This is a genomic window from Rhodococcus sp. C-2 (assembly GCF_027854095.1).
In the GTDB taxonomy this organism is placed as follows: domain Bacteria; phylum Actinomycetota; class Actinomycetes; order Mycobacteriales; family Mycobacteriaceae; genus Rhodococcus_F; species Rhodococcus_F qingshengii.
Map to the genome: position 1 here is coordinate 135,889 of NZ_JAQGFI010000004.1, position 21,839 is coordinate 157,727.

The window sequence follows — 21,839 nt, forward strand, 5'->3', positions numbered from 1 at the left end:
CCTTTCGGCATCCTCGAGCAGTCGGTCGTCCCTGACGGCCGACTCGATCAGGTGCGAGGTCAGTGTGGGTTGGGGAAATGGGCCGCCGACGTGGTCCGAGATGGAACGGGTGCTTTCCGGACGACCCGGCCGTGTGGAACATGAGGATTTGTTTCCGGGCGATGGAAGCGACAGCCCCGCCTGGTCAAGAAAGCGCGGCGAGTACCACGCGGGCGAGCTCACCCGTGGTGCCGGTGTAGTTCCTTACGCAGAACTGCACGCTCACTCGGCCTTCAGTTTCCTCGACGGTGCATCACCGCCGGAAGAGCTGGTCGAGGAAGCAGTGCGTCTCGGGCTCGAAGCTATCGCCGTCACCGATCACGACGGGTTCTACGGTGTGGTGAGGTTTGCGGAAGCCGCACGTGAATGGGGAATGCGCACCGTGTTCGGGGCCGAGTTGTCTCTGGATTCGGTACCCAGAACCGGCACGGCAGATCCCGGTGGAACACACCTCCTGGTGCTTGCCCGTGGGCAGGAAGGGTATCGCCGGCTTTCGCGGGAGATCGCTGCCGCGCATCTGGCGGGCGGCGAGAAGGGCAAACTGCAGTACGACTACGACGTGCTGACCGAAGCGGCCGGTGGGCACTGGCAGATCCTGACCGGGTGCCGGAAAGGTCATGTGCGGCAAGCCTTGACGTCGGGTGGTCGCGAAGCAGCGGCGGATGCCTTGGGGGATCTGGTCGAGCGTTTCGGGGCGGAGCGAGTGTCGGTGGAACTCACTCATCATGGGTTGGCGGAGGACGACGAGCGCAATGCCGTTCTGGCCGAATTGGCGAGAGAGCATGGACTACGTACGGTGGCGACCACCGCCGCGCACTTCGCCGCTCCTCCGCGTCGACGCCTCGCCATGGCAATGGCGGCTGTGCGGTCGCGTCAAAGCTTGGACGAGGCAGCAGGATGGCTGGCCCCTACCGGCGGAGCGCACCTGCGGTCCGGCGCGGAGATGGCGGCACTGTTCTCGCTCTATCCCGAGGCTGTCAGTGGTGCCGCCGATCTTGGTCGTGAGTGCGCTTTCGATCTCAAGCTCATCGCGCCCAAATTGCCACCGTTCGACGTTCCCGCCGGGCATACCGAGGCGTCGTGGTTGCGTGAGCTCACCATGGTGGGGGCGCTGGAACGCTACGGACCGCCGGAAGGTGCACCGAAGGCATACAAACAGCTCGAACATGAACTTGCCATCATCGAGGGATTGAACTTTCCCGGATATTTCCTGGTGGTGCATGACATCGTGTCGTTCTGCAAGAACAACGACATCCTCTGTCAGGGAAGAGGTTCCGCTGCGAACTCGGCGGTGTGTTACGCGATCGGCATCACCAATGTCGATCCGGTTCGCAACAAACTGCTGTTCGAGAGGTTTCTTGCGCCTGAACGTGACGGCCCGCCGGACATCGACGTGGACATCGAGTCCGACCGCCGGGAAGAGGCGATCCAGCACGTGTACGCGAAGTACGGGCGTACGTATGCCGCGCAGGTAGCCAATGTCATCACCTATCGAGGAAAGTCGTCGGTGCGGGACATGGCTCGGGCGCTGGGCTTTTCGCAGGGCCAGCAAGATGCGTGGAGTAAGCAGGTCGGCCGGTGGGGCGGTATCGACAAGAATGCGGATACCGATATTCCGCGTCCGGTACTCGAACTGGCGGCGCAGATCGAAGGCTATCCGCGGCACCTCGGTATCCACTCGGGCGGCATGGTCATCTGCGATCGTCCCATCGCCGACGTCTGTCCGGTGGAGTGGGCGCGAATGGCCAATCGTAGTGTCCTGCAGTGGGACAAGGACGACTGTGCTGCCGCTGGGCTGGTCAAATTCGACCTGCTCGGCCTCGGCATGCTTTCTGCTTTGCACTACATGATGGATCTGGTGGCCGAACACAAAGGCATCACAGTCGATCTGGCGCAACTCGATCTGTCGGAAACGGCGGTGTACGAGATGCTGCAGCGGGCAGATTCGGTGGGGGTGTTCCAAGTGGAATCACGTGCGCAGATGGCGACACTGCCGCGTCTGAAGCCTCGAAACTTCTACGACCTGGTAGTCGAGGTCGCGCTCATCCGTCCGGGGCCGATTCAAGGCGGATCAGTGCATCCGTACATTCGTCGGCGCAACAAACTCGAACCTGTGTCCTACGACCATCCGTCGCTCGAGAAGGCACTCGAACGCACGTTGGGGGTTCCGCTGTTCCAGGAACAGTTGATGCAGATGGCCGTCGACGTTGCGGGCTTCACGCCGTCCGAGGCCGATCAATTGCGTCGGGCAATGGGATCGAAACGCTCCACCGAGAAGATGGAACAACTGCGCGCGAGGTTCTATCAGGGCATGCGAGACCTACACGGCATCGGTGACGAGGTTGCCGACCGGATCTACGAAAAGCTGTATGCATTCGCTAATTTCGGTTTCCCGGAAAGCCATTCACAGAGTTTTGCCGCGCTGGTCTTCTACTCCTCGTGGTTCAAACTTCATCATCCCGCTGCGTTCTGCGCCGGACTTCTGCGCGCGCAGCCCATGGGTTTCTACTCGCCGCAGTCCTTGGTTGCCGATGCGCGCCGGCACGGAGTGCAGGTACACGGTGCAGACATCAATGTCAGCCTCGCGCATGCCACCGTCGAGGCAGGTGGATTCGAGGTTCGGCTGGGGCTGGGGGAAGTGCGCAACATCGGCGATGCACTCGCCGAGAAAATTGTCGAACAGCGCGACCTCGGTGGACCGTTCACGTCGTTTCTCGATCTGACGGGGCGGGTGGAACTGACTACCGCACAAGCTGAATCGCTGGCGACCGCCGGTGCGCTAGCCAGCTTCGGTATCTCGCGTAGAGAAGCGCTGTGGGCAGCGGGCGCTGCGGCGGGGGAGCGCCCCGACCGCTTGCCCGGTATCGGTGCGTCGGTCACAGCTCCCACCTTGCCCGGCATGAGCGACGTCGAATTGGCGGCGGCGGATGTCTGGGCGACAGGAGTATCTCCCGACACGTACCCGACACAATTCCTCCGCCCACAGCTCGACGCGCTCGGCGTGGTGCCGGCGTCGAGACTTCTCGACATCCCGGACGGTGACCGTGTGCTGGTGGGGGGAGCAGTCACACACCGGCAGCGTCCGGCCACAGCTGCGGGCGTCACGTTCATCAACCTCGAGGACGAAACCGGCATGGTCAACGTCGTGTGTTCGGTGGGGTTGTGGGCAAAGTACCGAAAATTGGCAAATACGGCGCCGGCGTTGCTTATTCGAGGGAAGGTGCAGAATGCAGAAGGCGCTGTCACCGTCGTGGCAGACCGGATGCAGCTGATGGATCTGCGAGTCACGGCCAAATCGCGAGACTTCCGTTAACGCCTGATTCTGGCCACCGTGTTAGTGCCGAGAGACAGTTTTGTGCCGAGAGGACAAATGTGGAGCTCAACTCTGACCTCCGAGCATATGGTGCGGGTCACATTTGCTCCCTAGGGTTGTCGCTTGAGCGCGATCGATTCACCACACGCAGCCGCGGTCAGTTGCCTTGCGCGTGAATATCGTCGCCTTCCAAACGCGCTGAACCAAAAGCGCTTCGAGTCGAAGAGGAACTTCATGAGCACAGCGATTCTCGTCGCACACGTACACCCCGCCGATCCGTCTTCGGAGGATGTGTTCAACCGCTGGTACGACGACGTGCATATTCCGCAGGTCGTCGAACGAGTGCCCGGAGTTGTCTCCGCCTCCAGATTCTTCCTGGCGGATGTGCAGTTGCTGCCCGAGGATGCATTGCCCGCGCGCCGCTACCTGAGCATCTATCAACTCGACACGGAAGATCTCGCGGGCACCGCGCAGGCGTTGGGAAGTGCTTTGGGCGACGGAACTCTCGACATGTCCGAGGCCATCGCGACCACCGGCGACACCGGACCCGAATTGCTTTTCTACGTCCCGACCGAGAATTGAAGGGGAACGCTGACATGTCCGATCTTCTCGCGAACAAAGTTGCAATTGTCACCGGCGCAGGTGCCGGAATCGGCGCCGCCATTGCCCGGGCGTTCGGGGCGGAGGGCGCGAGGGTCGTGGTCTCCGACATCAACGGTGGCGCAGCACAGGCAGTGGCGGACTCGATCGACGGAGCTATCGCTGTCACAACTGATGTCACCGACGAACAGCAGGTCAAGGATCTCGTCGCCAGAGCGGTCGAAGAGTTCGGCGGACTGAACGTCGTAGTACCCAACGCCGGTATCGCCACCACGACCCCGCTGATCGAGACCTCGTTCGAGGACTGGCGGAAAGTGATGTCGGTCAACCTCGATGGAGTGTTCTTGACAGTGCGTCATTCGCTGCCCGCTCTCGTCGCATCCGGTGGCGGTTCGATCGTGAACATCTCGTCGATCTCGTCGACCACCGGCTCGCCTTTGATCGGCAGCTATGCCGCAGCCAAAGCAGCAGTTCGCAATCTCACCGAAACCCTGTCAGCCGAACTTCGCTTCCACGGAATCCGCGCGAATGCATTGCTGCCCGGATTCATCGATACCGACCTGGTCAAGAGTCACCAGCAGGATTTCGAGAATGCCCTCGGCCTCGAGTCCGGGGGATTCGACGACTTGATGGTCACGAAGCAGACGCGCTATGGCCGGACCGAGGAAGTTGCCGCCGCCGCAGTGTTCTTTGCGAGCGACCAGTCGTCGTGGTGCAACGGCAGCAGCCTGGTTCTCGACGGAGGGTTCACCGCTTCTCTCCTCTGAGCAGCAGAACCCTTTCCGAACGTCACCCGATCACCATTCGTGCGAGGATCCACACCATGACCAACCGCGCCGTGTACGTACTCCCGCCTGGAGGATTGAACAACCTCGAATCGAGGACGATCGAGACCCCGGGCCCGGGTGCGGGTGAGGTGACGATCGCGATCCACGCGAATTCGCTCAACCACCATGACTACCTCGTGGCGACCGGAGAGATAGCAACCGACGGTCCGCGGATCCTGTTGTCCGATGCTGCCGGGGAGGTCGTTGCGGTCGGAGACGGCGTAACGCAGTTCAGCGTCGGAGATCGCGTGATGAGCACCTATTTGCCGCATTGGCGGAGCGGCACACCGGATTTCGACGGATTCGGAAATTCGCCGGGTGACGGTGTCGACGGGTTCGCCCGCGACACCGTCACCGTGCCGGTATCTGCTGTGACAGTGATGCCGCGAAACTACACCTACGAGGAAGCCGCTACCTTGCCCACCGCGGGATTGTCAGCGTGGCGCGCACTATTTGCCGGAGTCCCGATCATCCCGGGGTCGTCGGTGTTGATCCCTGGGACCAGCACGGTGGCGCTGTTTGCCGTCCAGCTGGCCAAAGCTGTTGGAGCTCAGGTGATCGCAACGTCGTCGGCCCCCGACAAGATGGCACGATTGGTCGAGCTCGGTGCCGATCACGTGGTCAACTACCGTGAGCGCCCGGACTGGGGTTCGGAAGCGATGCGGCTCAGCGGCGGGATCGACCTCGTCCTCGACGTCGGCGGGCCGTCCACCCTCGGCCAATCTCTGGCGGCAGTCCGACCAGGCGGGCGAATCTGCGCGCTTGGCATCATGAACGGCCCCTCGTCGTCGATCGACCTGACTTCGCTACTGACCAAACAGGTCACCATCGAAGGTGTTCTGGTGGGCAGTCGTGCACATCAGGAGGAGATGGTCGCCGGGCTGGAGAGCCTGGCGCTTCGTCCCGTCATAGATTCTTCCTACAGCCTCGACCGCCTCGCTGACGCTTTCGAGCAGCAGAAATCCGGGCAGGCCTACGGCAAGATCGTCATCACAAACCCTTGATCGCTTGCCGGTCCCAACGGGGATCGGTGAGGATTTCCGCCGAGTCGCCGACAAATGCACTTGCGGCAGTCTGGTCGCCGCTGAGGGTGAATCTCAGCCATGCGGTGAGGTAGCCCCGGAATCCTTCGCCATCTGCGGCCCAATTGTGGCCGACGCCAAGCAGTCTGCCGCGGACCGCCGGTCCGGCGGTTTTGTCGAAGTACTCAGCTTGCGGATCGGCGGTGGAGACCGGGTCGTCGGCGCCGGTCATGAAGAACGTCGGTCCGGTCAACTGGGCCACGTCGATCACGTCGACAGGTCGCGAGGCCCACCACGGGTCAGGCAAATCGAGTACCGCCGTGGCGGTGATCAGATTCGCGGACTGGGTTGCCGCGTTGATCGCGCCACCGGCGCCCTGGGAGTGTCCGACCGAGGCAATGTTGTCGGTGTCGATCCGCTGGTGAAAAATGCTCTCAGCGTTGGTGTTCTGATCGACGACGTACTGGGCAGCCCCCAAGATCTCCGTCCCGTCGCCGGTGACGCTGCTGTCGGCCACCACAACGACAAAACCCCAAGAAGCGAGATGCTGCAGGAGCGCTTCGTACTCTTCGTAAGTCGCATAGCTGCCGTTGCCGAAGGTGACGACGGGATGCCGATTGCCATCAGACGACAAGCCGGCTGGGTAGAACAGTTGGTACCCGGGAACTGAATCGGCAGCCACTTCATGCGCACCCTTGGCTGCATACAGATCGCTGATCGATTCCGACGCGATGGATTCGGTGGTCGCGACTTCGGGAGTTGTCGGAACCCCCGCGGTGGCATGAGTGACGGCACCGGAGAGTGCCAGCAGACACGATGCAGTCACGACGGCGAACGAGTACTTGGTTCGAGAAGGCATGGGCACAAGTATGTCTTGTACGGTCGCGGTCGGTCAGGCCGAGACGGGTGTGTGCCGATCTTCGCCGATTCGATCTCGAATGAGGAAGACGGCGATCACCCCGAAGACGACCAAGAGGACCGTCAGTAGAGAGGTGATGGCGGCGGCGCCGCTCACTTCCGTGGTCACCGAAGTGTCCAGCCCGCCGGTCGAGAGAATTGTGGTGGGGTCGGTGAGGCCGTGTAACACGATTGCGGCCCAGATCGTGCCCGTCACACGCATTGTCAGGTACATGCACATACCGAAACCGAAGGTGTAGACCACGGTGACCAGAACGGTTGACGCCTTCATCCCGGCGATGAGGTTGACGGTGTGCATGAGTGCAAACACCAGTGAAGACACGACGGCGACAAAGCGTTCCCGGTGGCCGGCGTCGCGCAACATCTTCACTGCCAGGCCACGGGTGGCCAATTCCTCGGTCAGGCCGACGCACGCACCGAGCACCAGCAGGGCGATTACCTCGCCGGTGGTCCAGGCGCTCCAATCGGTTCCCGCCAGATGCGCAACAATGGCGGCGACCACGATGATCGGACCGATCCACATCCAACCCCGCCCACGAATGGGTTGTGGGCCGAAGACGCCGCGCAGCCAGCCGACCTTTGTCGTGAAAACCAGCAGGGCGATCCCGCCGATCGCGATGGGCAATGCGTCGCCGAGGAGGATGCTGGAGGCGCTTGCCACGACATTGTCCGTGTCGATCTGGTCTGCAAAAACCCTGGAGGTAACCTGCCCGACAGCAAGATAGAACGCCAGGTAGACGACGATCAGCAGGAGCACTTTCCACACGGTGGGGCGACTCCAAAAACCGGACTTTTCGGGAACCGTATTGGTCATTGTCAGATCGTAAAGGGAGCTGCACGAAAACGCCCGGGTACCGTCTATTCGGACAGCAGCGAACACGAAGGCAGGCGCAGAAGAAATGTTGGAAGTCGATTTGAATGCACTGGACACGGCTTTGGCAGCGGGTGAGCCGTTGATCGACGTCCGTGAGGCCGACGAGTTCGCTCAGGTCCGAGTTCCCGGTGCGACGCTCATTCCGCTCAGCGAATTCGTCTCTCGCGTGGGTGAAATTCCGGACGCGGAAACGGTGTACATCATCTGCGCCGTCGGTGGTCGGAGCTTGCAAGCCGCTGAGTATCTGCAGGCTCGCGGCATCAATGCCGTTTCGGTGGCCGGTGGAACGATGGCGTGGTACCAGTCGGGGCGCCAGGTCGAGACCGGCGAATAGTGCGTAACTGTTGGGGCGGCTCCCGTTTACGGAGCTGCCCCAACACGTCACTTCCGCCAGAACAGGTGGTGCGTCACGCCGCTCGGGCTCGGCACAACGTCGAGGTTGAAGCGGTCGAGTAACTCGTCAGGTGTCTCCCACAGTCGTAGACCGGATCCGAATTCGATCGGGGAGACAGCGATGTGCATCGTGTCGACCAGATCGGCGTCGAGGAATTCACGGATAGTGCTGACTCCGCCGCCGAGTCGAACGTCCTTGCCCTGCGCTGCCTCACGTGCCTGCGCGAGGGCCGTCGCGGGGTCGGCGTCGACGAAGTGGAATGTCGTGTCCGATAGCGTGAACGACGGCCGCACGTGGTGGGTCAAGACAAAAACCGGGGTGTGGAACGGTGGCTCGTCGCCCCACCAGCCCTGCCACTCGAGATTCTCCCAAGGGCCGCGGTAGGGTGAGAATTTGTTGCGGCCCATGATTTCGGCGCCGATGTTGTTGGAGAAGTCCCGCGTGAAATAGTCGTCGAGGCCTCGGCTGCCGCCGGGATCGGTGCGATTGGGCCAGCTGGCCGTAGCTCCTGCCCACGCAAACATTTCACCGTGGTCCAGGCCGAACGGGCTCTCGAAGCTCTGGTCCGGACCGCAGGCTATTCCGTCACTCGAAACGCCGAAATTCTGCACTCGCAATAACTGACTCACCGTGTACTCCTGCTCTCGACAATGGTCTACGTGAGTACAGACCGTACGGCGAGCCAAAACTCATCGGTGCGAATTCATGCAGCCGCCGGTAGAACTCCACTGCGGATCGACCGGACGGTCCTGACCGCGACGGTTGCCCAGATGGGGATCAGTACGGTCAGCAGGGCAAGTGCGATTCCCAGGATCAGGGTGGAACCGGTGGCGACTCCGAAGGCATTCGCTCCGACGGCACATGCTCCGATGGGGAAGGTGAAGCTCCACCAGCCGAGCGAGAAGTCCAAGCCGCGGCGCAGTGCGTGGATGGTGACGACGGTGACGGTGACAAACGCGATCACGCCGATGATTCCGACGACGGTTCCGTAGGCGATCCCGAATTCGTGCAGGGTGTCGGCATGCTCGGGGCTGAGTGCATGCCGTGAGGCGGCGGCCAACAGGTTGGATGCCGCGATCGACTGTCCGATCACGCCCAACGGAATCCACAGTGAGGGAATGGCATTGAACGGGATCACGTCGACGCCGGCCGAACGGTTGCGTGCGAACTGCCTGGCGACGGCTACCAGAATGCCGATGGCGGCGGTCAGCGCCAGAGCGAACAGGATGTAGCAGAAAACCAGTACCGCGATGCGTGGAGCGCCTTCGGGCATGTGGGTGCTGACCGCTGCGCCGGTGGTGGCCGAGACCATCGGAGGTACGACGGGCATGAGCCAGAACGGCATTGCCGTCGCCATCCCGGCATCTCGAACGAGTCGAATCATCATCACGACGTAGGTGACCAGGCCGAGTGCCGTGCCGAGTGTCCACAGTGTCAGCGACACGGTGATCGCCACGTCGTGGCCGAGGAAGTCCGGGCCGGTGATGCCGGTTGCGGATCCCACGGTCAGCAGTGCCATTGCGACGGCGCCGTAGAAGGGGAACATCGCGGGGCTGTGCAGGTAGGCGAGGGCCTGACATCGATGTTGTGACCAATGGGTGGCAAATGCTCCGATCAAGGCGCACAGTACGAGAACCGCCAGAACCCAGAAGATCTCGGAGACCAGTTTCAAGCCCTCGATCTCCGGTTCGAGCGAAGCGGCGGCCACCGACACGATTCCCGTTCCCATCGCTGCCGCGAACCAGTTCGGAGTGATGTGGGCGAAGGTGGAACTCGTTGTGGTGGTCATGTATTTCACTGTCGTCTCATCCGGTCCGTACCGGTAGACCGGTTGTTCTTGAATGCCCACAAACTCGCCTTGTGGGTCTAATCTTGGGACTATGTCGTTGTCTCCTCGGGTGCCGGAACTCAGTGCCCTCGACGTCCTCCTTTCCGTAGGGCGTCTGGGCAGCATGGGTGCTGCCGGCCGGGAGCACGGACTCAGTCAGCAGGCGGTCAGCGCCCGGGTGCGTTCGGTCGAACGCCAACTCGGAATCAAGGTGTTCGATCGAGCGGCGACCGGTGTTCGTCCCACCGCCGAGGGCGGTCTGATTCTCGAGTGGGCAAGTCACATCCTCGTCAGTGCCGAGGAAATGGCATCGGGAGTTGCCGCACTTCGCGGTGAACGTGATGCTGCCGTCACGGTTGCCGCCAGCATGACCATCGCCGAGTATCTGGTTCCCGGATGGACGGTCGCGATGCGGCACAAGTTCCCCAACGTCGTGGCGTCGGTGAGCTTGCACAATTCCTCGGACGTCTCTGCTCAAGTTCAGGCCGGCCAGGCCGATATCGGATTTGTCGAAGGGCCGGATGTGCCGTCGGCGCTCGCGTCGTGCGAAGTAGCGCGTGATCACCTCGTCGTGGTTGTGCCGCCGGGACACGACTGGGCGAATGGTGTGCCCGTTCCGGTCGAGGAACTCGCACGCACACCGCTGATTCAGCGCGAGTCAGGGTCCGGTACGCGCCTGACGCTCGAGAATGCTGTTCCCGATTGTGTGCCGCCGCTGCTCGAGCTCACCTCGTGTACCGCTGTCAAGGCTGCGGTGGTGGCAGGCAACGCCCCGGCTGTTCTGTCGTCGCTGGCAGTTGCCGCCGACCTGACGGACGGCCGACTGGTCGCGGTCAACGTCGACGGCTTGCGGATGCCGCGTCGACTCCAAGCCGTCTGGGATCCCGATCGCGGATTGCGCGGTGCGGCAAGAGATTTCCTCGATATAGCGCTCGGATCCAACACCGCTGTTCATTCACGCTGACGGCTACGGCCGCTATCGGACGGTGTCGATCCCCGCGAGGATGAGCTCGATGCCTGCCAGAAACTGTTCTCGGTCGTCGTGGTCGCGCAACTGCGCCGTCACCTGATTGAGGAACGGGTACTTCGCAGAGTCGAGTTCTTCCCATCGCGTGGCGACGCCCGCGAGGAAAGCGGACCGATCTGTCTCACGGGGGAGCAGACGGGCGCCCGCGGCGTACTGTCCGGCGAGACCGAGCACGTAGTTCAGGAGCGCGGACGCGCAGTCGAACTGTGCCGATTCGGGAACGCCGAGCGCCTGGAGTTGCTCGCCGAGACTTTCGAAGATCTGCATCACCGCTGATTGCCACGGTTCACGTGAGAGTTGGGTGCCGACCCAGGGGTGGGCGTCGATCGCGTCGAACACGCCGAGGGCGATGGTCCGGATCGCCTCCCGTGGGGCTGCGCCTTCGGTTGCACCGGTTGTCACGCGGGCGATGACGTCGTCGGTCGCCGCGGCGAGCAGTTCGCTCTTGTTGGCAACGTGCCAGTAAATCGCCCCGCTACCTGTTGCCAGGCGTGCGGAGAGCGCGCGAAATGTCAGCGCGGCTTCGCCCTCGTCGTCGAGGATCTCGATCGCAGCCTCGACGATTCGCTCCTTCGAGAGCGCATCCGTACGTCGTTCGGTCCGCTGATTCCTGGTCGCCATGCGAACCATCTTGACATATCTGGAACGCCGTTCCAAGATGTCATTGGAACGACGTTCCAATCGAAGCCTGAAAGGAAACAGCATGAGCAACTCGATAACGATCATCGGGGCGGGCCTCGGCGGTCTGACCCTCGCGCGTGTCCTCCACGTTCATGGAATTCCGTCGAAGATCTATGAGGCGGAACTGTCGGCAGAAGCTCGCACGCAGGGCGGCCAACTCGACATCCACGAACACAACGGTCAGGCCGCGCTCGACGCTGCCGGCCTCACCGACGAGTTCCGCGCGATCATCCACGCGGGCGGCGCCGCGTCGCGCGTACTCGATCAACACGCCGCCATGCTCCTCGACGAACCCGACGACGGCACGGGAGCACGTCCCGAGGTGCTGCGCGGCGACCTCCGTCGAATCCTGATTGATTCCCTTCCGGACTACACGATCGAATGGGGACGCAAAGTCGACACTGTGCGCTCGCTCGGAGATGATCGCCACGAGTTGACCTTCGTCGACGGTTCGACAGTGACCACCGACCTTCTCGTCGGTGCAGACGGTGCCTGGTCGAAGATCCGGCCGCTGCTCTCCGATGCGAAGCCGGAATACGTCGGCACCACGTTCGTCGAGACCTACCTCTACGACGTCGACGAGAAGCATTCGGCTGCAGCCGAAGCCGTCGGGGACGGGGCGATGTACGCGCCCGCACCAGGAAAAGCGATCGCCGCGCATCGAGAGGCGGGAGACATCGTGCACACCTACGTTCAGCTGAACCGTCCGGCGGAGTGGTTTGCCGGTATCGATTTCACCGACGCCGCCGCTGCGACAGCGCGGGTCGCCGCCGAGTTCGACGGTTGGGCACCGGAACTCACGGCGCTGATCACCGATGGCGAAACCGCTCCGATTCCGCGCGCGATCCATGCACTTCCCGACGAGCACCCATGGGATCGCGTGCCTGGGGTGACGCTCCTCGGTGACGCGGCGCACCTGATGGCCCCGTCCGGTGAGGGTGCGAACTTGGCCATGTTCGACGGCGCCGAACTGGGAAAGGCGATCGCCACGCACCCCGAGGACATCGAAGGGGCACTCGCCGAGTACGAAGAAGCGATGTTCGTCCGCAGTGCATCCGAGGCCGCGGACTCGCACGTGATCCTTGATCTCTGCCTCGGTGAAGGCGCACCGTATTCACTGGTCGATTTCTTCACCGGCGCTGCTTCCGTATCCGGATAATGGGCGAATGTCTGTTGATTCCACTCCTTGGTCTGCCGCGATTGCGCACGTGAGCGGTCTCTCGAAGGGCGGCCCGTTGGATCGAAATCACCGGGTGACGTTGCACTTTCATCCGGACCTCCCGTCTGAACGTGGTCTGACATTGGCCTCGATCGCACGTCAAGGCACCTATGTGACCCAGTTCGAGTCTCGAACGAGCAACGGCGGACTGACGGCGCATCACGGCGGCGATCGTTGGCGTTGGGAGAGTCGGATATTCGGCGGAGCTTACGACGAGCGAGAGCCCTCGGAACGGCCGAAGTACGGATCGTTGAACTTCTCCGCCGATCCCTACGGGGCATCCCCTCGGTTCGGCTCGTCCTACTTCCGGCTTGCCGAGCACACGCTCGACCGCACCACTTTCTGCTTTCCCGACAGCGTCTTCGAGCCTGATCATTTCGGAACGGCCGAAGCGATGAGCTTGGTCGGCGCCGCACGGGCTGCCGAGCTCGACGATCCGCTCGACCACTACATCGAGGCGCACGTTCACGGCGTCGTCGACATCGGGACGGACGTCGAGGCGCTCGTTCTGGATCCGAGTTACCGGGGCACACGGATCGAAGAGATCGCCCACTCGCTCACGTGCCCGGTGCTGTGGCACGACGGATACGCGGTCGATGTCGACGAGATAGCCGAACATCCCGAATACCGGGGTGCGGCCGTGATCGACCTTGCCCGAGAAATTTGCGCACGGCAGGCGGCTGACGCCTGCCGTCCTGGGGCTCGCACGGGGTGCATCCTTCGATCCGCAGGACGTCAAGAAGGTTTGGCACTACATCGCTCGATTCGGCGGCAGAGCGTAGAACTGGGCATTCGCGTACAGCTGCACGTCGACGACCGCTGGTCCCGGGACCGCACATCGGTCCGAAGGTCGCGGTGAGGAAAGAGTGATTGATACGCAACATCGGGCATGAACTACCGAAACAACTGCATCCGAAGATAGAAGTCGACCTTGATCCTCGGTCGAAGGGATGCATGAATCGATGGGCGCTCAACTCACCACCACCAGTGTCGACACACTCTGCGCGTACTGCGGGGTGGGCTGTGGTCTTGTCCTCGACATCATCACCGATCCGGAGTCGGGACGTCGGAAGGCTGCGAAGTCTTCCGGTCTGAAGACACATCCCACCAACTTCGGGCGTCTGTGCACCAAAGGCACCACGACCGCAGACATGCTCGCAGGCCCGGGGCGCATGGAATCTGCATATCGCCGTCCGCGCCGAGGTGATGCGATCGAAGCGGCGGACATGGCCGCAGTCATCACTGACACCGCCCAGCGCCTGCGGGCAATCATCGACGAGCACGGTCCCGACGCGTTTGCGTTGTACGTGTCCGGGCAGATGTCACTCGAAGCTCAGTACCTGTCGAACAAACTGGCCAAGGGCTTCATCGGGACCAATCAGATCGAATCGAATTCCCGTTTGTGCATGGCAAGTGCCGGCACCGGATACAAGCAATCGCTCGGGGCCGACGGACCGCCCGGTTCCTATCAGGACTTCGAACATGCCGACGTGTTCTTCGTGACCGGCGCGAACATGGCGGACTGCCATCCGATCCTCTTCCTCCGAATGCAGGAGCGGGTCAAGGCAGGCGCGAAGCTGATCGTCGTCGATCCTCGACGCACCGCCACCGCCGACAAGGCGAACTTGTTCCTGCAGATCGCTCCCGGCACCGATCTCGCGCTACTCAACGGACTACTCCACCTGCTCGTCGTAAACGGCCACACAGATCCGGACTTCATCGCCGACTTCACCGAAGGCTGGGAGGTCATGCCCAGTTTCCTCGCGGAGTACACGCCTGCGAAGGTCAGCGAGATCACCGGTATCTCCGAAGCCGACATCCACACGGCAGCGCAGTGGATCGGTGAGGCCGTCAACTGGATGAGCTGTTGGACAATGGGTTTGAACCAGAGCACCCACGGCACGTGGAACACCAACGCCATCTGCAACCTTCACCTTGCGACCGGTGCGATCTGCAAGCCCGGCAGCGGTCCGTTCTCGTTGACCGGTCAGCCGAACGCCATGGGTGGGCGTGAAATGGGCTACATGGGGCCAGGTTTGCCAGGTCAGCGCGCCGTGATGGTCGACGCCGATCGCGACTTCGTCGAGGACCGATGGGGGATCCCGCAGGGCTCGCTGCGCACCGACATCGGCGGTGGCACCATCGACATGTTCTCCCGAATGGCGGCGGGCGACATCAAAGCGTGCTGGATCATCTGCACCAATCCCGTTGCGACGGTAGCCAACCGCAAGACCGTCATCGACGGCTTGGAGAAGGCCGACCTCGTCATCACCCAGGATGCTTTCCTGGGCACCGAGACCAACGAATACGCCGATGTTCTGCTGCCTGCTTCGCTGTGGACAGAGTCCGACGGAGTGATGATCAATTCCGAACGCAACCTGACGCTCTTTCAGCAGGCACTGGATCCGGTTGGGCAGGCGCTGCCTGATTGGCAGATCATCGCCCGGATCGCCTGCGAGATGGGGTACGCCGAAGCGTTCACCTACACCTGTGCCGAAGAGGTGTTCGAAGAGATCAAGCAGTTCTGGAATCCGAAGACCGGCTACGACTTACGCGGCGTCACCTACGAGCGCCTCCGCAAGACATCGATTCAGTGGCCATGCCCGCCAGACAGTGATCAGGACCGTCATCCCATCCGATACGTCAATGACGGTGTCAGTCAAAGGCTCCTGATCCGCGAGGACGGCAGCACTCCGCGGCTCGCATTTCCCACCGCCACTGGCCGTGCGATGTTCTTCGCACGGCCGCACATGCTTCCCGCCGAAATGCCCGACGACGACTACCCCTTCCTGCTCAACACCGGTCGTCTCGCGCACCAGTGGCACACCATGACCAAGACCGGCAAGGTGGCCAAGTTGAACAAGCTCAACCCAGGTCCCTTCGTCGAGATCCATCCCGACGACGCCGCCAGACTCGGCATCGTCGACCAGGATGCGATCGAGGTTGCCTCACGCCGCGGTCGCGCTGTGCTTCCGGCTGTTGTCACCGACCGAGTGCGTCCGGGGAACTGCTTTGCCCCATTTCACTGGAACGACGCCTTCGGTGAATATCTGTCCATCAACGCCGTCACCAACGACGCCATCGACCCTGCCTCGCAGCAACCGGAGTTCAAAGCCTGCGCTGTCACTATGACGAAGGTCGCCGTGAACACACCTGAAACAGTGCTCGCCGAGGCGGCGCTGCTGGCTCCCGCGCCAGCTGATCGGGCTTTGTCGCGAACCGATGTCCTCGCAGATGTCCTCGGTCAAACAGGAACACCTGCAGTGGTATTCGATGCGCTCCAGCAGAGCTACCTGGCCGGCCTTCTCGCTGCGTTGCGTGCGGACGCCGATCGCACTGCCGGGGTACCTACCTTGCCGTCGACGGCACCCTTCGATGCCGAAAAGCGGATGTGGGTCGACGGTGTTCTGGCCGGCCTGTACTCGCGGATCTCACTTCCTGACACCGACGGGCCTGCGTTGTCATCGAGTCCGAGTATTGGATCCGAGCGCGCGCCGATCGTGGTGCTCTGGGCATCGCAGACCGGAAACGCGGAAGAATTCGCTGCTGAGTGCGCTACTCGTCTCAGCGAAGTCGGCTTACCCGTGGTGATGCACGCAATGGACGAGTTCCGGGCCGCCGACCTGGCGGCCACCAGAGAGGTCCTGCTGATCACCAGTACCTCCGGTGACGGCGAATCCCCCGACAATGGCAGCGGTTTCTGGGATGCCCTGGCTGCTGACACAGCGCCTCGGATGGGCGAAACACGTTATGCAGTAATCGCTTTCGGCGACTCGAACTACGACGACTTCTGTGGACACGGACGAAAGCTCGACGCCCGCCTTGCCGAACTGGGAGCCAGTCGTATCGTCGATCGCGCCGACTGCGAGCCCGATTTCGAGGACACCGCTGCTGGATGGCTGGAGGCGGTCACGGCTGAGCTTCGGAGCTCGGTGGCCGGCGAGACGACCGACGTCCTCGTTGCAAAGAAGAATTCTGGGACAACCGTTGCAGCCGCGCCCATTTCACCGGCGATGTCGCCGCCGCTGCGATACAACAAGAAGGCGCCACTGACCACAGCCTTGACGCGCAATGTCGTGCTCAACCGTCCGGGTTCTTCCAAAGACGTGCGGCAGTTGGGCTTTCACCTTCCAGGTGACACGGTCAGTTACGAAGCCGGCGACGCTCTCGGAGTCTGGCCCCGAAACAGCTCTCCGTTTGTCGACGAGTGGCTCACCCTTACTGGCCTCGACGGTGACGAGACCGTCGAACTGGGGCAGTACGGGGAAATGACGCTGCGTACCGCGCTCACCGAGCGCCTGGAGATCACTCGAATCTCGACCGACATGATTCGATTCGTGCATCAACGAACCCGCAATTCGGACCTGGCCGAGTTGTTGAAGCCGGAGAATGTCTCCACGTTCAAAGACTGGTCGTGGGGACGACAGTCCGTCGACATTCTCGCGCAGTCGCCCGTTCGTGCCTCGACAGACGAATGGCTCTCGCTGCTCAAACCGATTCAGCCGCGGCTGTATTCGATATCTTCCAGTCCGAAGGAGAACCCACGCGAAGTGCAGTTGACGGTGTCCGCGGTGCGATACAACGTTGCGGGTGTCCCACGGCGTGGAGTGTGCTCGACTTACCTCGCCGACCACGCTCACGATGACGACATCGGTATCTACGTGCAGAAGTCGACCCACTTCCGGCCACCTTCCGATCCCGAGACCCCGATGATCATGGTCGGTCCGGGGACCGGCATTGCACCGTTCCGTGCCTTCCTGCATGAGCGGCGGGCATTGGGGCACACGGGCCCGAACTGGCTGTTCTTCGGAGAACAGCACGCCGCGACCGACTTCTACTACCGCGAAGAAATCGAAGAATTGCGGAAAGACGGATTCCTCACCGAACTCGACCTCGCGTTTTCCCGGGATCAAGCCGACAAGGTCTACGTGCAGGACCGGATGCGTGAGCGGGGTGCGCTGCTGTGGGAGTGGTTGCAGAAGGGAGCGCACTTCTACGTCTGCGGCGATGCCAACCGGATGGCCAAGGACGTCGACAGTGCCCTCAACGGGGTGGTCGCTCAACACGGAAAACTGGCTCCTCGCAGTGCCGAGGCATACGTGAAGGCTCTTTCGGCGGAGAAGCGCTATGTCCGGGACGTCTACTGACGTCGATCAGACAGCGCCCTTGAACCCGTGCTGACGCCAGGCCTCGTACGTCACGAGGGCGGCAGCGTTGGACAGGTTGAGGGACCGGCGTCCGGGCAGCATCGGGATACGCAGGCGCTCGGTGACGTGTTCGTCCGCCAATACTTCTTCGGACAGTCCGGTGGGTTCGGGCCCGAACAGCAGGACGTCGCCGGGTTGGTAGGCGATATCGGCATACGACGTGGTCGCGTGCGCGGTGAAGGCGAACACGCGAGCGGGGGTGACGGCTTCCCAGGCAGCGGTCAGGTTTTCGTGGACCGTGACAGTCGCCAGGTCGTGGTAGTCCAAGCCTGCGCGCTTGAGCTTCGGCTCCGACAAGTCGAACCCGAGAGGGCCGACCAGGTGGAGTTCGCAACCGGTGCCTGCGACCATGCGGATCGCGTTTCCGGTGTTGGGTGGGATGCGGGGCTCGTGGAACATCACTCGGAACACTCGAGGAACTGTACCGGGCGACGTATCGGTGACCACGTCCGTGAGAAGACCCGGTCGGGAAGTGTGGGCGAATTGGTAACAAACCGGCCAGTCCGTGCGAATCTATTTCCGGCACTCTACGCAGAACGGACATTTTGATGAACCCTCCCGCCGGTTGGAACCCCGACCCCTTCGACCCCACGATCGACCGTTACTGGGACGGTCAGCAGTGGACCGCGCAGACACGGCCCAAGGGCGTCGACGCACCCACTCAGGCTTTCGGCACTCCCACGCAGGTCTTCGGCGCACCCGGATCGGCGGTGCCGGACACTAACGCCGAGGAAGGCAAGACGCGGCGTAAGTGGCCGTGGATCGCCGGCGCGGCAGTCGTGGGGCTGGTTGCCATCGCCGCGGCGACGGGAGCGGGCAAGTCGGAAGAATCGACGACGCCTGCTGCGACCTCTTCGACGACAGCTGCAGCGACGACAACCAAAAGCACGGTCCCGTCGACGACGAAGACCACGACTTCGTCCCTCTTGCCGACGACGACAACGATCGTGCCGCCACCGACGACAACCACCGTGGCAATCGTGCCGCTGGTTCCGCAGGTCCCGGAGACCACGACTACGCCGTATGTTCCGCCCGCTCCTGCGTACACACCGCCGAAGACAACAGAACCGGCGTACGTTCCGCCGCCGGCCAAGGTGCCCGACGCGGGGGTGTATTACGCCAACTGTGCAGCCGTGCGAGCGGCCGGTGCTGCCCCGATCTACCGCGGCGATCCCGGCTATTCGTCCAAGCTTGATCGTGACGGTGACGGCGTGGCCTGCGAGACCTAGGCGATCGAACCGGTGTCGGTGCGGCGGGGCAGTATGGACGGCATGCTCCCCGAAGAATCCGACGATGTCGTCGGCGAAGACTATTCAGACGCGCGGCTGGCCGGGCAGAAGTGGCGTCAGCGCACTTTCACCAACTGCAATTTCCGAGATGCCGATCTCACCGGACTCACGACGGAGTCGGTGGTGTTCACGGATTGTGACTTCACCGGCACCGATCTGGGGGAGTCCGTGCACACGGGAACTGCGTTCCGCTCGTGCAATTTTGCCCGGACCAGCCTGTGGCACAGCACGTTCCGAAACTGCAGTCTGCTCGGGTCGACGTTCGACGGTTGCCGCATCCGGCCGTTGACGCTCGACGAAGTCGACTTCTCGTTGACCTCACTCGGCGGGGCGGACATGAGAAAGATCGACTTCACCTCATGCCGCTTCCGTGAAGCGAACCTGGTTCGGGCCGACATGCGGGGCGCGGTGCTGGCGTCGGCGGATCTGTCCGGTGCTCGTACGGGTGGACTCAAACTCGAAGGTGCAGACCTGCGCGGTGCGCGGATCGATCCGAGCCTGTGGACGTCCGCGTCGGTCGGAAACGCGCAGATCGAGTTGATGCAGGCGGTGGCGTACGCGTCGGCGCACGGTCTTGTCGTCGACATGAAGTAGCAGCGCCTAGCTCTCCAAGCGCTCCTCGAGGCGCACCGTCACCAGCTCGCCGGTCTCCTTGCCGATGGCTTTGCGCAGATCGGCTTTGACCGGCAGCTTGTGGTTACCGTCTCCCAACGCCATGAACGAACTCTGGAACGGATGTCCGTCGATCGTCCCGCGCACCTTGACCAGGCCGCGGGTGCCGAAGAACTCGGCGGACTCCGGCCAGATCACATAAGTCCACCCGCCCTTGGCGTCGCTCTTCTGCAGGGTGGCCGTGAATTCCTTGTCCAGCAACATGATGTCGGTCCTTTCGAACTCGTCCCAGTCGATCAGCGGATGAATTCCCGTGCGAGCAGATCCATCAACAGTCCGTCCTTCCACGCACCGTGGCGATCTCGCGAATACTCGCGCATCACCCCGACGTCCTTGAAGCCCACCGATCGGTAGCACGCGATGGCGACGGAGTTGTCGACTTCCGGGTCGATGACCAGACGGTGGAATGCGAGGTCGTCGATCAGGTGGGCACACAGCACCCGTATCGATTCGCGACCGAACCCTCGGCCGTGGAAGTCGGGATCGAGGAACAAGTCGAGCCCGGCGTGGCGGAAGTCGGGGTTGTCTTCCGCTACGTACCACTGGATGAAGCCGATCAGTTGGTCGCCGTGGAAGATGCTGTAGTGCGTGGTGCCGGCTTCTGGCGCCGCAGGCCAGTCGTCGTCGGGATTTTGCCACCACTGCACGACGTCCGGGTGCAGGTGAATTGCCCGCAGACGGGCGTGATGATCGGGCGCGACGGGGGAGAGGAGCACCCTCGGGCCGCGTAGTTCCGGAGCCGTTGTCACTCATCGACCCTAACCTGGAACAATGGTCGCCGTGACTGCAACGATCCTCGACGGCAAAGCTACCCGCGACGAAATCTTCGAAGACCTGAAGGTGCGGGTGAGCGCTCTGAAGGCAGAGGGCATCACACCCGGCTTGGGCACCATCCTGGTGGGCGACGACCCCGGATCCGCGGCTTACGTGCGCGGCAAGCACAACGACTGCGCCAAGGTCGGCATCAATTCTTTGCGACGCGACCTGCCTGCCGACATCACGCAGGAGCAGCTCAACGCGACGATCGACGAGCTCAATGCCAATCCCGAGTGCACCGGCTACATCGTGCAGTTGCCGCTTCCCAAGCACCTTGACGAGAACGCAGCCCTCGAGCGCATCGACCCCGACAAGGACGCCGACGGCTTGCACCCGGTCAACCTCGGTCGACTGGTGTTGGGCAAGGAAGCCCCGCTGCCGTGCACCCCGCGCGGAATCCTGCATCTCCTGCGCCGCTACGAGGTCCCTATTGCAGGCGCGCACGTGGTGGTAGTCGGACGAGGCGTCACAGTCGGTCGCCCGATCGGATTGCTGCTGACGCGTCGTAGCGAGAACGCGACGGTCACGCTCTGCCACACCGGTACCCGCGATCTCGCGGCCGAGGTTCGCCGCGCCGACATCATCGTCGCTGCCGCCGGCGTTCCCGGCCTCATCACCGCAGACATGGTCAAGCCCGGAGCGGCGGTCCTCGACGTCGGCGTCAGTCGCACCGACGACGGCCTGCGCGGCGACGTCGCAGCCGACGTCAACGAGGTCGCCGGCTTCGTCTCACCCAACCCCGGTGGTGTCGGACCGCTGACCCGCGCGTTCCTGATCACCAACGTGGTCGAGCGCGCCGAGCGGGTTCTGGCCGAGGCCTGAGTCCGATGTCCTCACTGGTCGGCCTCGCGAAGAAGAATCTGCCCATGCTCGCGGTCCTTGCCGTGATCGCGGCAGCGGTTGTTCTCGTGCTGGCCGACCGGTGGCGCCGCGGCGCCCTCGTCTTCGGTGTTGCCGTCATCATCGGAGCTGCCGCTCGGTGGTTCGTTCCCGAGAACCGTGTGGGATTGCTCGCGGTGCGTGGAAGGGTCTTCGACACTGCGGCGATGGGCGTTATGGGTGTGCTGATCGCGACGCTCGCCCTGACCATCGATCCGCTCGGTACCGACTGAG

21 protein-coding genes are annotated in these 21,839 nt (G+C 62.7%); 13 read left to right on the forward strand and 8 right to left on the reverse strand.

The features are described from left to right. Positions 1–64: 64 nt before the first annotated feature. From PCS43_RS09755 to PCS43_RS09770, 4 genes are all read left to right on the forward strand, one after another. Positions 65–3,352, forward strand: a complete 3,288-nt coding sequence (locus tag PCS43_RS09755) for an error-prone DNA polymerase (RefSeq protein WP_037129108.1) — start codon at positions 65–67, stop codon at positions 3,350–3,352. A gap of 234 nt (positions 3,353–3,586) precedes the next feature. After that, positions 3,587–3,934: a hypothetical protein gene (locus PCS43_RS09760; protein WP_209908094.1), complete on the forward strand. Its 348-nt coding sequence runs from the start codon at positions 3,587–3,589 to the stop codon at positions 3,932–3,934. Positions 3,935–3,948: 14 nt separating this feature from the next. Then, positions 3,949–4,719 (forward strand): glucose 1-dehydrogenase, encoded by a 771-nt coding sequence (locus PCS43_RS09765; protein ID WP_003940866.1) that lies wholly within the window; start codon positions 3,949–3,951, stop codon positions 4,717–4,719. A 56-nt stretch (positions 4,720–4,775) separates the two neighbouring features. Continuing rightward, positions 4,776–5,783 (forward strand): zinc-dependent alcohol dehydrogenase family protein, encoded by a 1,008-nt coding sequence (locus tag PCS43_RS09770; protein ID WP_007727420.1) that lies wholly within the window; start codon positions 4,776–4,778, stop codon positions 5,781–5,783. Here PCS43_RS09770 and PCS43_RS09775 read toward each other — a convergent pair. Both PCS43_RS09775 and PCS43_RS09780 read right to left on the reverse strand, forming a co-directional pair. Next, a complete protein-coding gene (locus PCS43_RS09775; protein ID WP_209908096.1) occupies positions 5,770–6,660 on the reverse strand; it encodes a dienelactone hydrolase family protein in 891 nt (296 codons plus the stop codon). The two genes, PCS43_RS09770 and PCS43_RS09775, sit on opposite strands and share 14 nt — an antisense overlap. Before the next feature lie 33 nt (positions 6,661–6,693). Further along, positions 6,694–7,533: a CPBP family intramembrane glutamic endopeptidase gene (locus PCS43_RS09780; RefSeq protein ID WP_209908098.1), complete on the reverse strand. Its 840-nt coding sequence runs from the start codon at positions 7,531–7,533 to the stop codon at positions 6,694–6,696. Between the two features lie 85 nt (positions 7,534–7,618). On the opposite strand from PCS43_RS09780, the gene PCS43_RS09785 reads away from it, so the two are divergent. Continuing rightward, the gene (locus tag PCS43_RS09785; RefSeq protein WP_003940684.1) at positions 7,619–7,927 is read left to right on the forward strand and encodes a rhodanese-like domain-containing protein; all 309 of its coding nucleotides are present in this window, start codon (positions 7,619–7,621) and stop codon (positions 7,925–7,927) included. Between the two features lie 47 nt (positions 7,928–7,974). Here the strand turns inward: PCS43_RS09785 and PCS43_RS09790 are convergent, their stop codons facing one another. Both PCS43_RS09790 and PCS43_RS09795 read right to left on the reverse strand, forming a co-directional pair. Beyond that, on the reverse strand, positions 7,975–8,616 hold the full coding sequence (locus PCS43_RS09790) for a dihydrofolate reductase family protein (RefSeq protein ID WP_003940771.1): 642 nt from the start codon (positions 8,614–8,616) through the stop codon (positions 7,975–7,977). A gap of 74 nt (positions 8,617–8,690) precedes the next feature. Then, positions 8,691–9,776 (reverse strand): TDT family transporter, encoded by a 1,086-nt coding sequence (locus tag PCS43_RS09795; protein ID WP_042449826.1) that lies wholly within the window; start codon positions 9,774–9,776, stop codon positions 8,691–8,693. Positions 9,777–9,867: 91 nt separating this feature from the next. On the opposite strand from PCS43_RS09795, the gene PCS43_RS09800 reads away from it, so the two are divergent. After that, entirely contained in the window at positions 9,868–10,779 is a 912-nt protein-coding gene (locus PCS43_RS09800; protein ID WP_030535095.1) for a LysR family transcriptional regulator, read from the forward strand. A 12-nt stretch (positions 10,780–10,791) separates the two neighbouring features. Here the strand turns inward: PCS43_RS09800 and PCS43_RS09805 are convergent, their stop codons facing one another. Continuing rightward, complete coding sequence (locus tag PCS43_RS09805; RefSeq protein ID WP_209908100.1) at positions 10,792–11,472, reverse strand: TetR/AcrR family transcriptional regulator; 681 nt, start codon at positions 11,470–11,472, stop codon at positions 10,792–10,794. 73 nt (positions 11,473–11,545) lie between these two features. Here PCS43_RS09805 and PCS43_RS09810 point away from each other — a divergent pair, with 73 nt between their 5' ends. The 3 genes from PCS43_RS09810 (at position 11,546) to PCS43_RS09820 (ending at position 17,889) form a co-directional block, all read left to right on the forward strand. Next, on the forward strand, positions 11,546–12,682 hold the full coding sequence (locus PCS43_RS09810; RefSeq protein ID WP_209908102.1) for an FAD-dependent oxidoreductase: 1,137 nt from the start codon (positions 11,546–11,548) through the stop codon (positions 12,680–12,682). A 7-nt stretch (positions 12,683–12,689) separates the two neighbouring features. Further along, positions 12,690–13,601 carry a DUF3626 domain-containing protein gene (locus PCS43_RS09815; RefSeq protein ID WP_245361426.1) on the forward strand — a complete coding sequence of 304 codons (912 nt, stop codon included), beginning with the start codon at positions 12,690–12,692 and terminating at the stop codon, positions 13,599–13,601. Positions 13,602–13,704: 103 nt separating this feature from the next. After that, positions 13,705–17,889, forward strand: coding sequence for a bifunctional nitrate reductase/sulfite reductase flavoprotein subunit alpha (locus PCS43_RS09820; protein ID WP_209908104.1), 4,185 nt, complete (start codon positions 13,705–13,707; stop codon positions 17,887–17,889). Positions 17,890–17,895: 6 nt separating this feature from the next. Here PCS43_RS09820 and PCS43_RS09825 read toward each other — a convergent pair whose 3' ends face one another. Next, positions 17,896–18,360 (reverse strand): tRNA (cytidine(34)-2'-O)-methyltransferase, encoded by a 465-nt coding sequence (locus PCS43_RS09825; RefSeq protein WP_007727408.1) that lies wholly within the window; start codon positions 18,358–18,360, stop codon positions 17,896–17,898. Between the two features lie 137 nt (positions 18,361–18,497). Between PCS43_RS09825 and PCS43_RS09830 the strand changes: the two genes are divergently transcribed. After that, on the forward strand, positions 18,498–19,178 hold the full coding sequence (locus tag PCS43_RS09830; protein ID WP_042923481.1) for an excalibur calcium-binding domain-containing protein: 681 nt from the start codon (positions 18,498–18,500) through the stop codon (positions 19,176–19,178). 33 nt (positions 19,179–19,211) lie between these two features. Further along, a complete protein-coding gene (locus PCS43_RS09835) occupies positions 19,212–19,832 on the forward strand; it encodes a pentapeptide repeat-containing protein (RefSeq protein ID WP_058039044.1) in 621 nt (206 codons plus the stop codon). Between the two features lie 6 nt (positions 19,833–19,838). On the opposite strand, the gene PCS43_RS09840 is transcribed toward PCS43_RS09835, so the two are convergent. Together PCS43_RS09840 and PCS43_RS09845 are read right to left on the reverse strand one after the other, a co-directional pair. Next, a complete protein-coding gene (locus PCS43_RS09840; protein ID WP_007727403.1) occupies positions 19,839–20,114 on the reverse strand; it encodes a DUF1905 domain-containing protein in 276 nt (91 codons plus the stop codon). Between the two features lie 32 nt (positions 20,115–20,146). Beyond that, positions 20,147–20,659, reverse strand: a complete 513-nt coding sequence (locus PCS43_RS09845; protein WP_270923026.1) for a GNAT family N-acetyltransferase — start codon at positions 20,657–20,659, stop codon at positions 20,147–20,149. A 31-nt stretch (positions 20,660–20,690) separates the two neighbouring features. Here PCS43_RS09845 and PCS43_RS09850 point away from each other — a divergent pair, with 31 nt between their 5' ends. Both PCS43_RS09850 and PCS43_RS09855 read left to right on the forward strand, forming a co-directional pair. Next, entirely contained in the window at positions 20,691–21,548 is an 858-nt protein-coding gene (locus PCS43_RS09850; RefSeq protein WP_003940923.1) for a bifunctional methylenetetrahydrofolate dehydrogenase/methenyltetrahydrofolate cyclohydrolase, read from the forward strand. A 5-nt stretch (positions 21,549–21,553) separates the two neighbouring features. After that, positions 21,554–21,838, forward strand: a complete 285-nt coding sequence (locus tag PCS43_RS09855; RefSeq protein WP_003940740.1) for a DUF3017 domain-containing protein — start codon at positions 21,554–21,556, stop codon at positions 21,836–21,838. The last annotated feature ends 1 nt before the right edge of the window (position 21,839 follow it).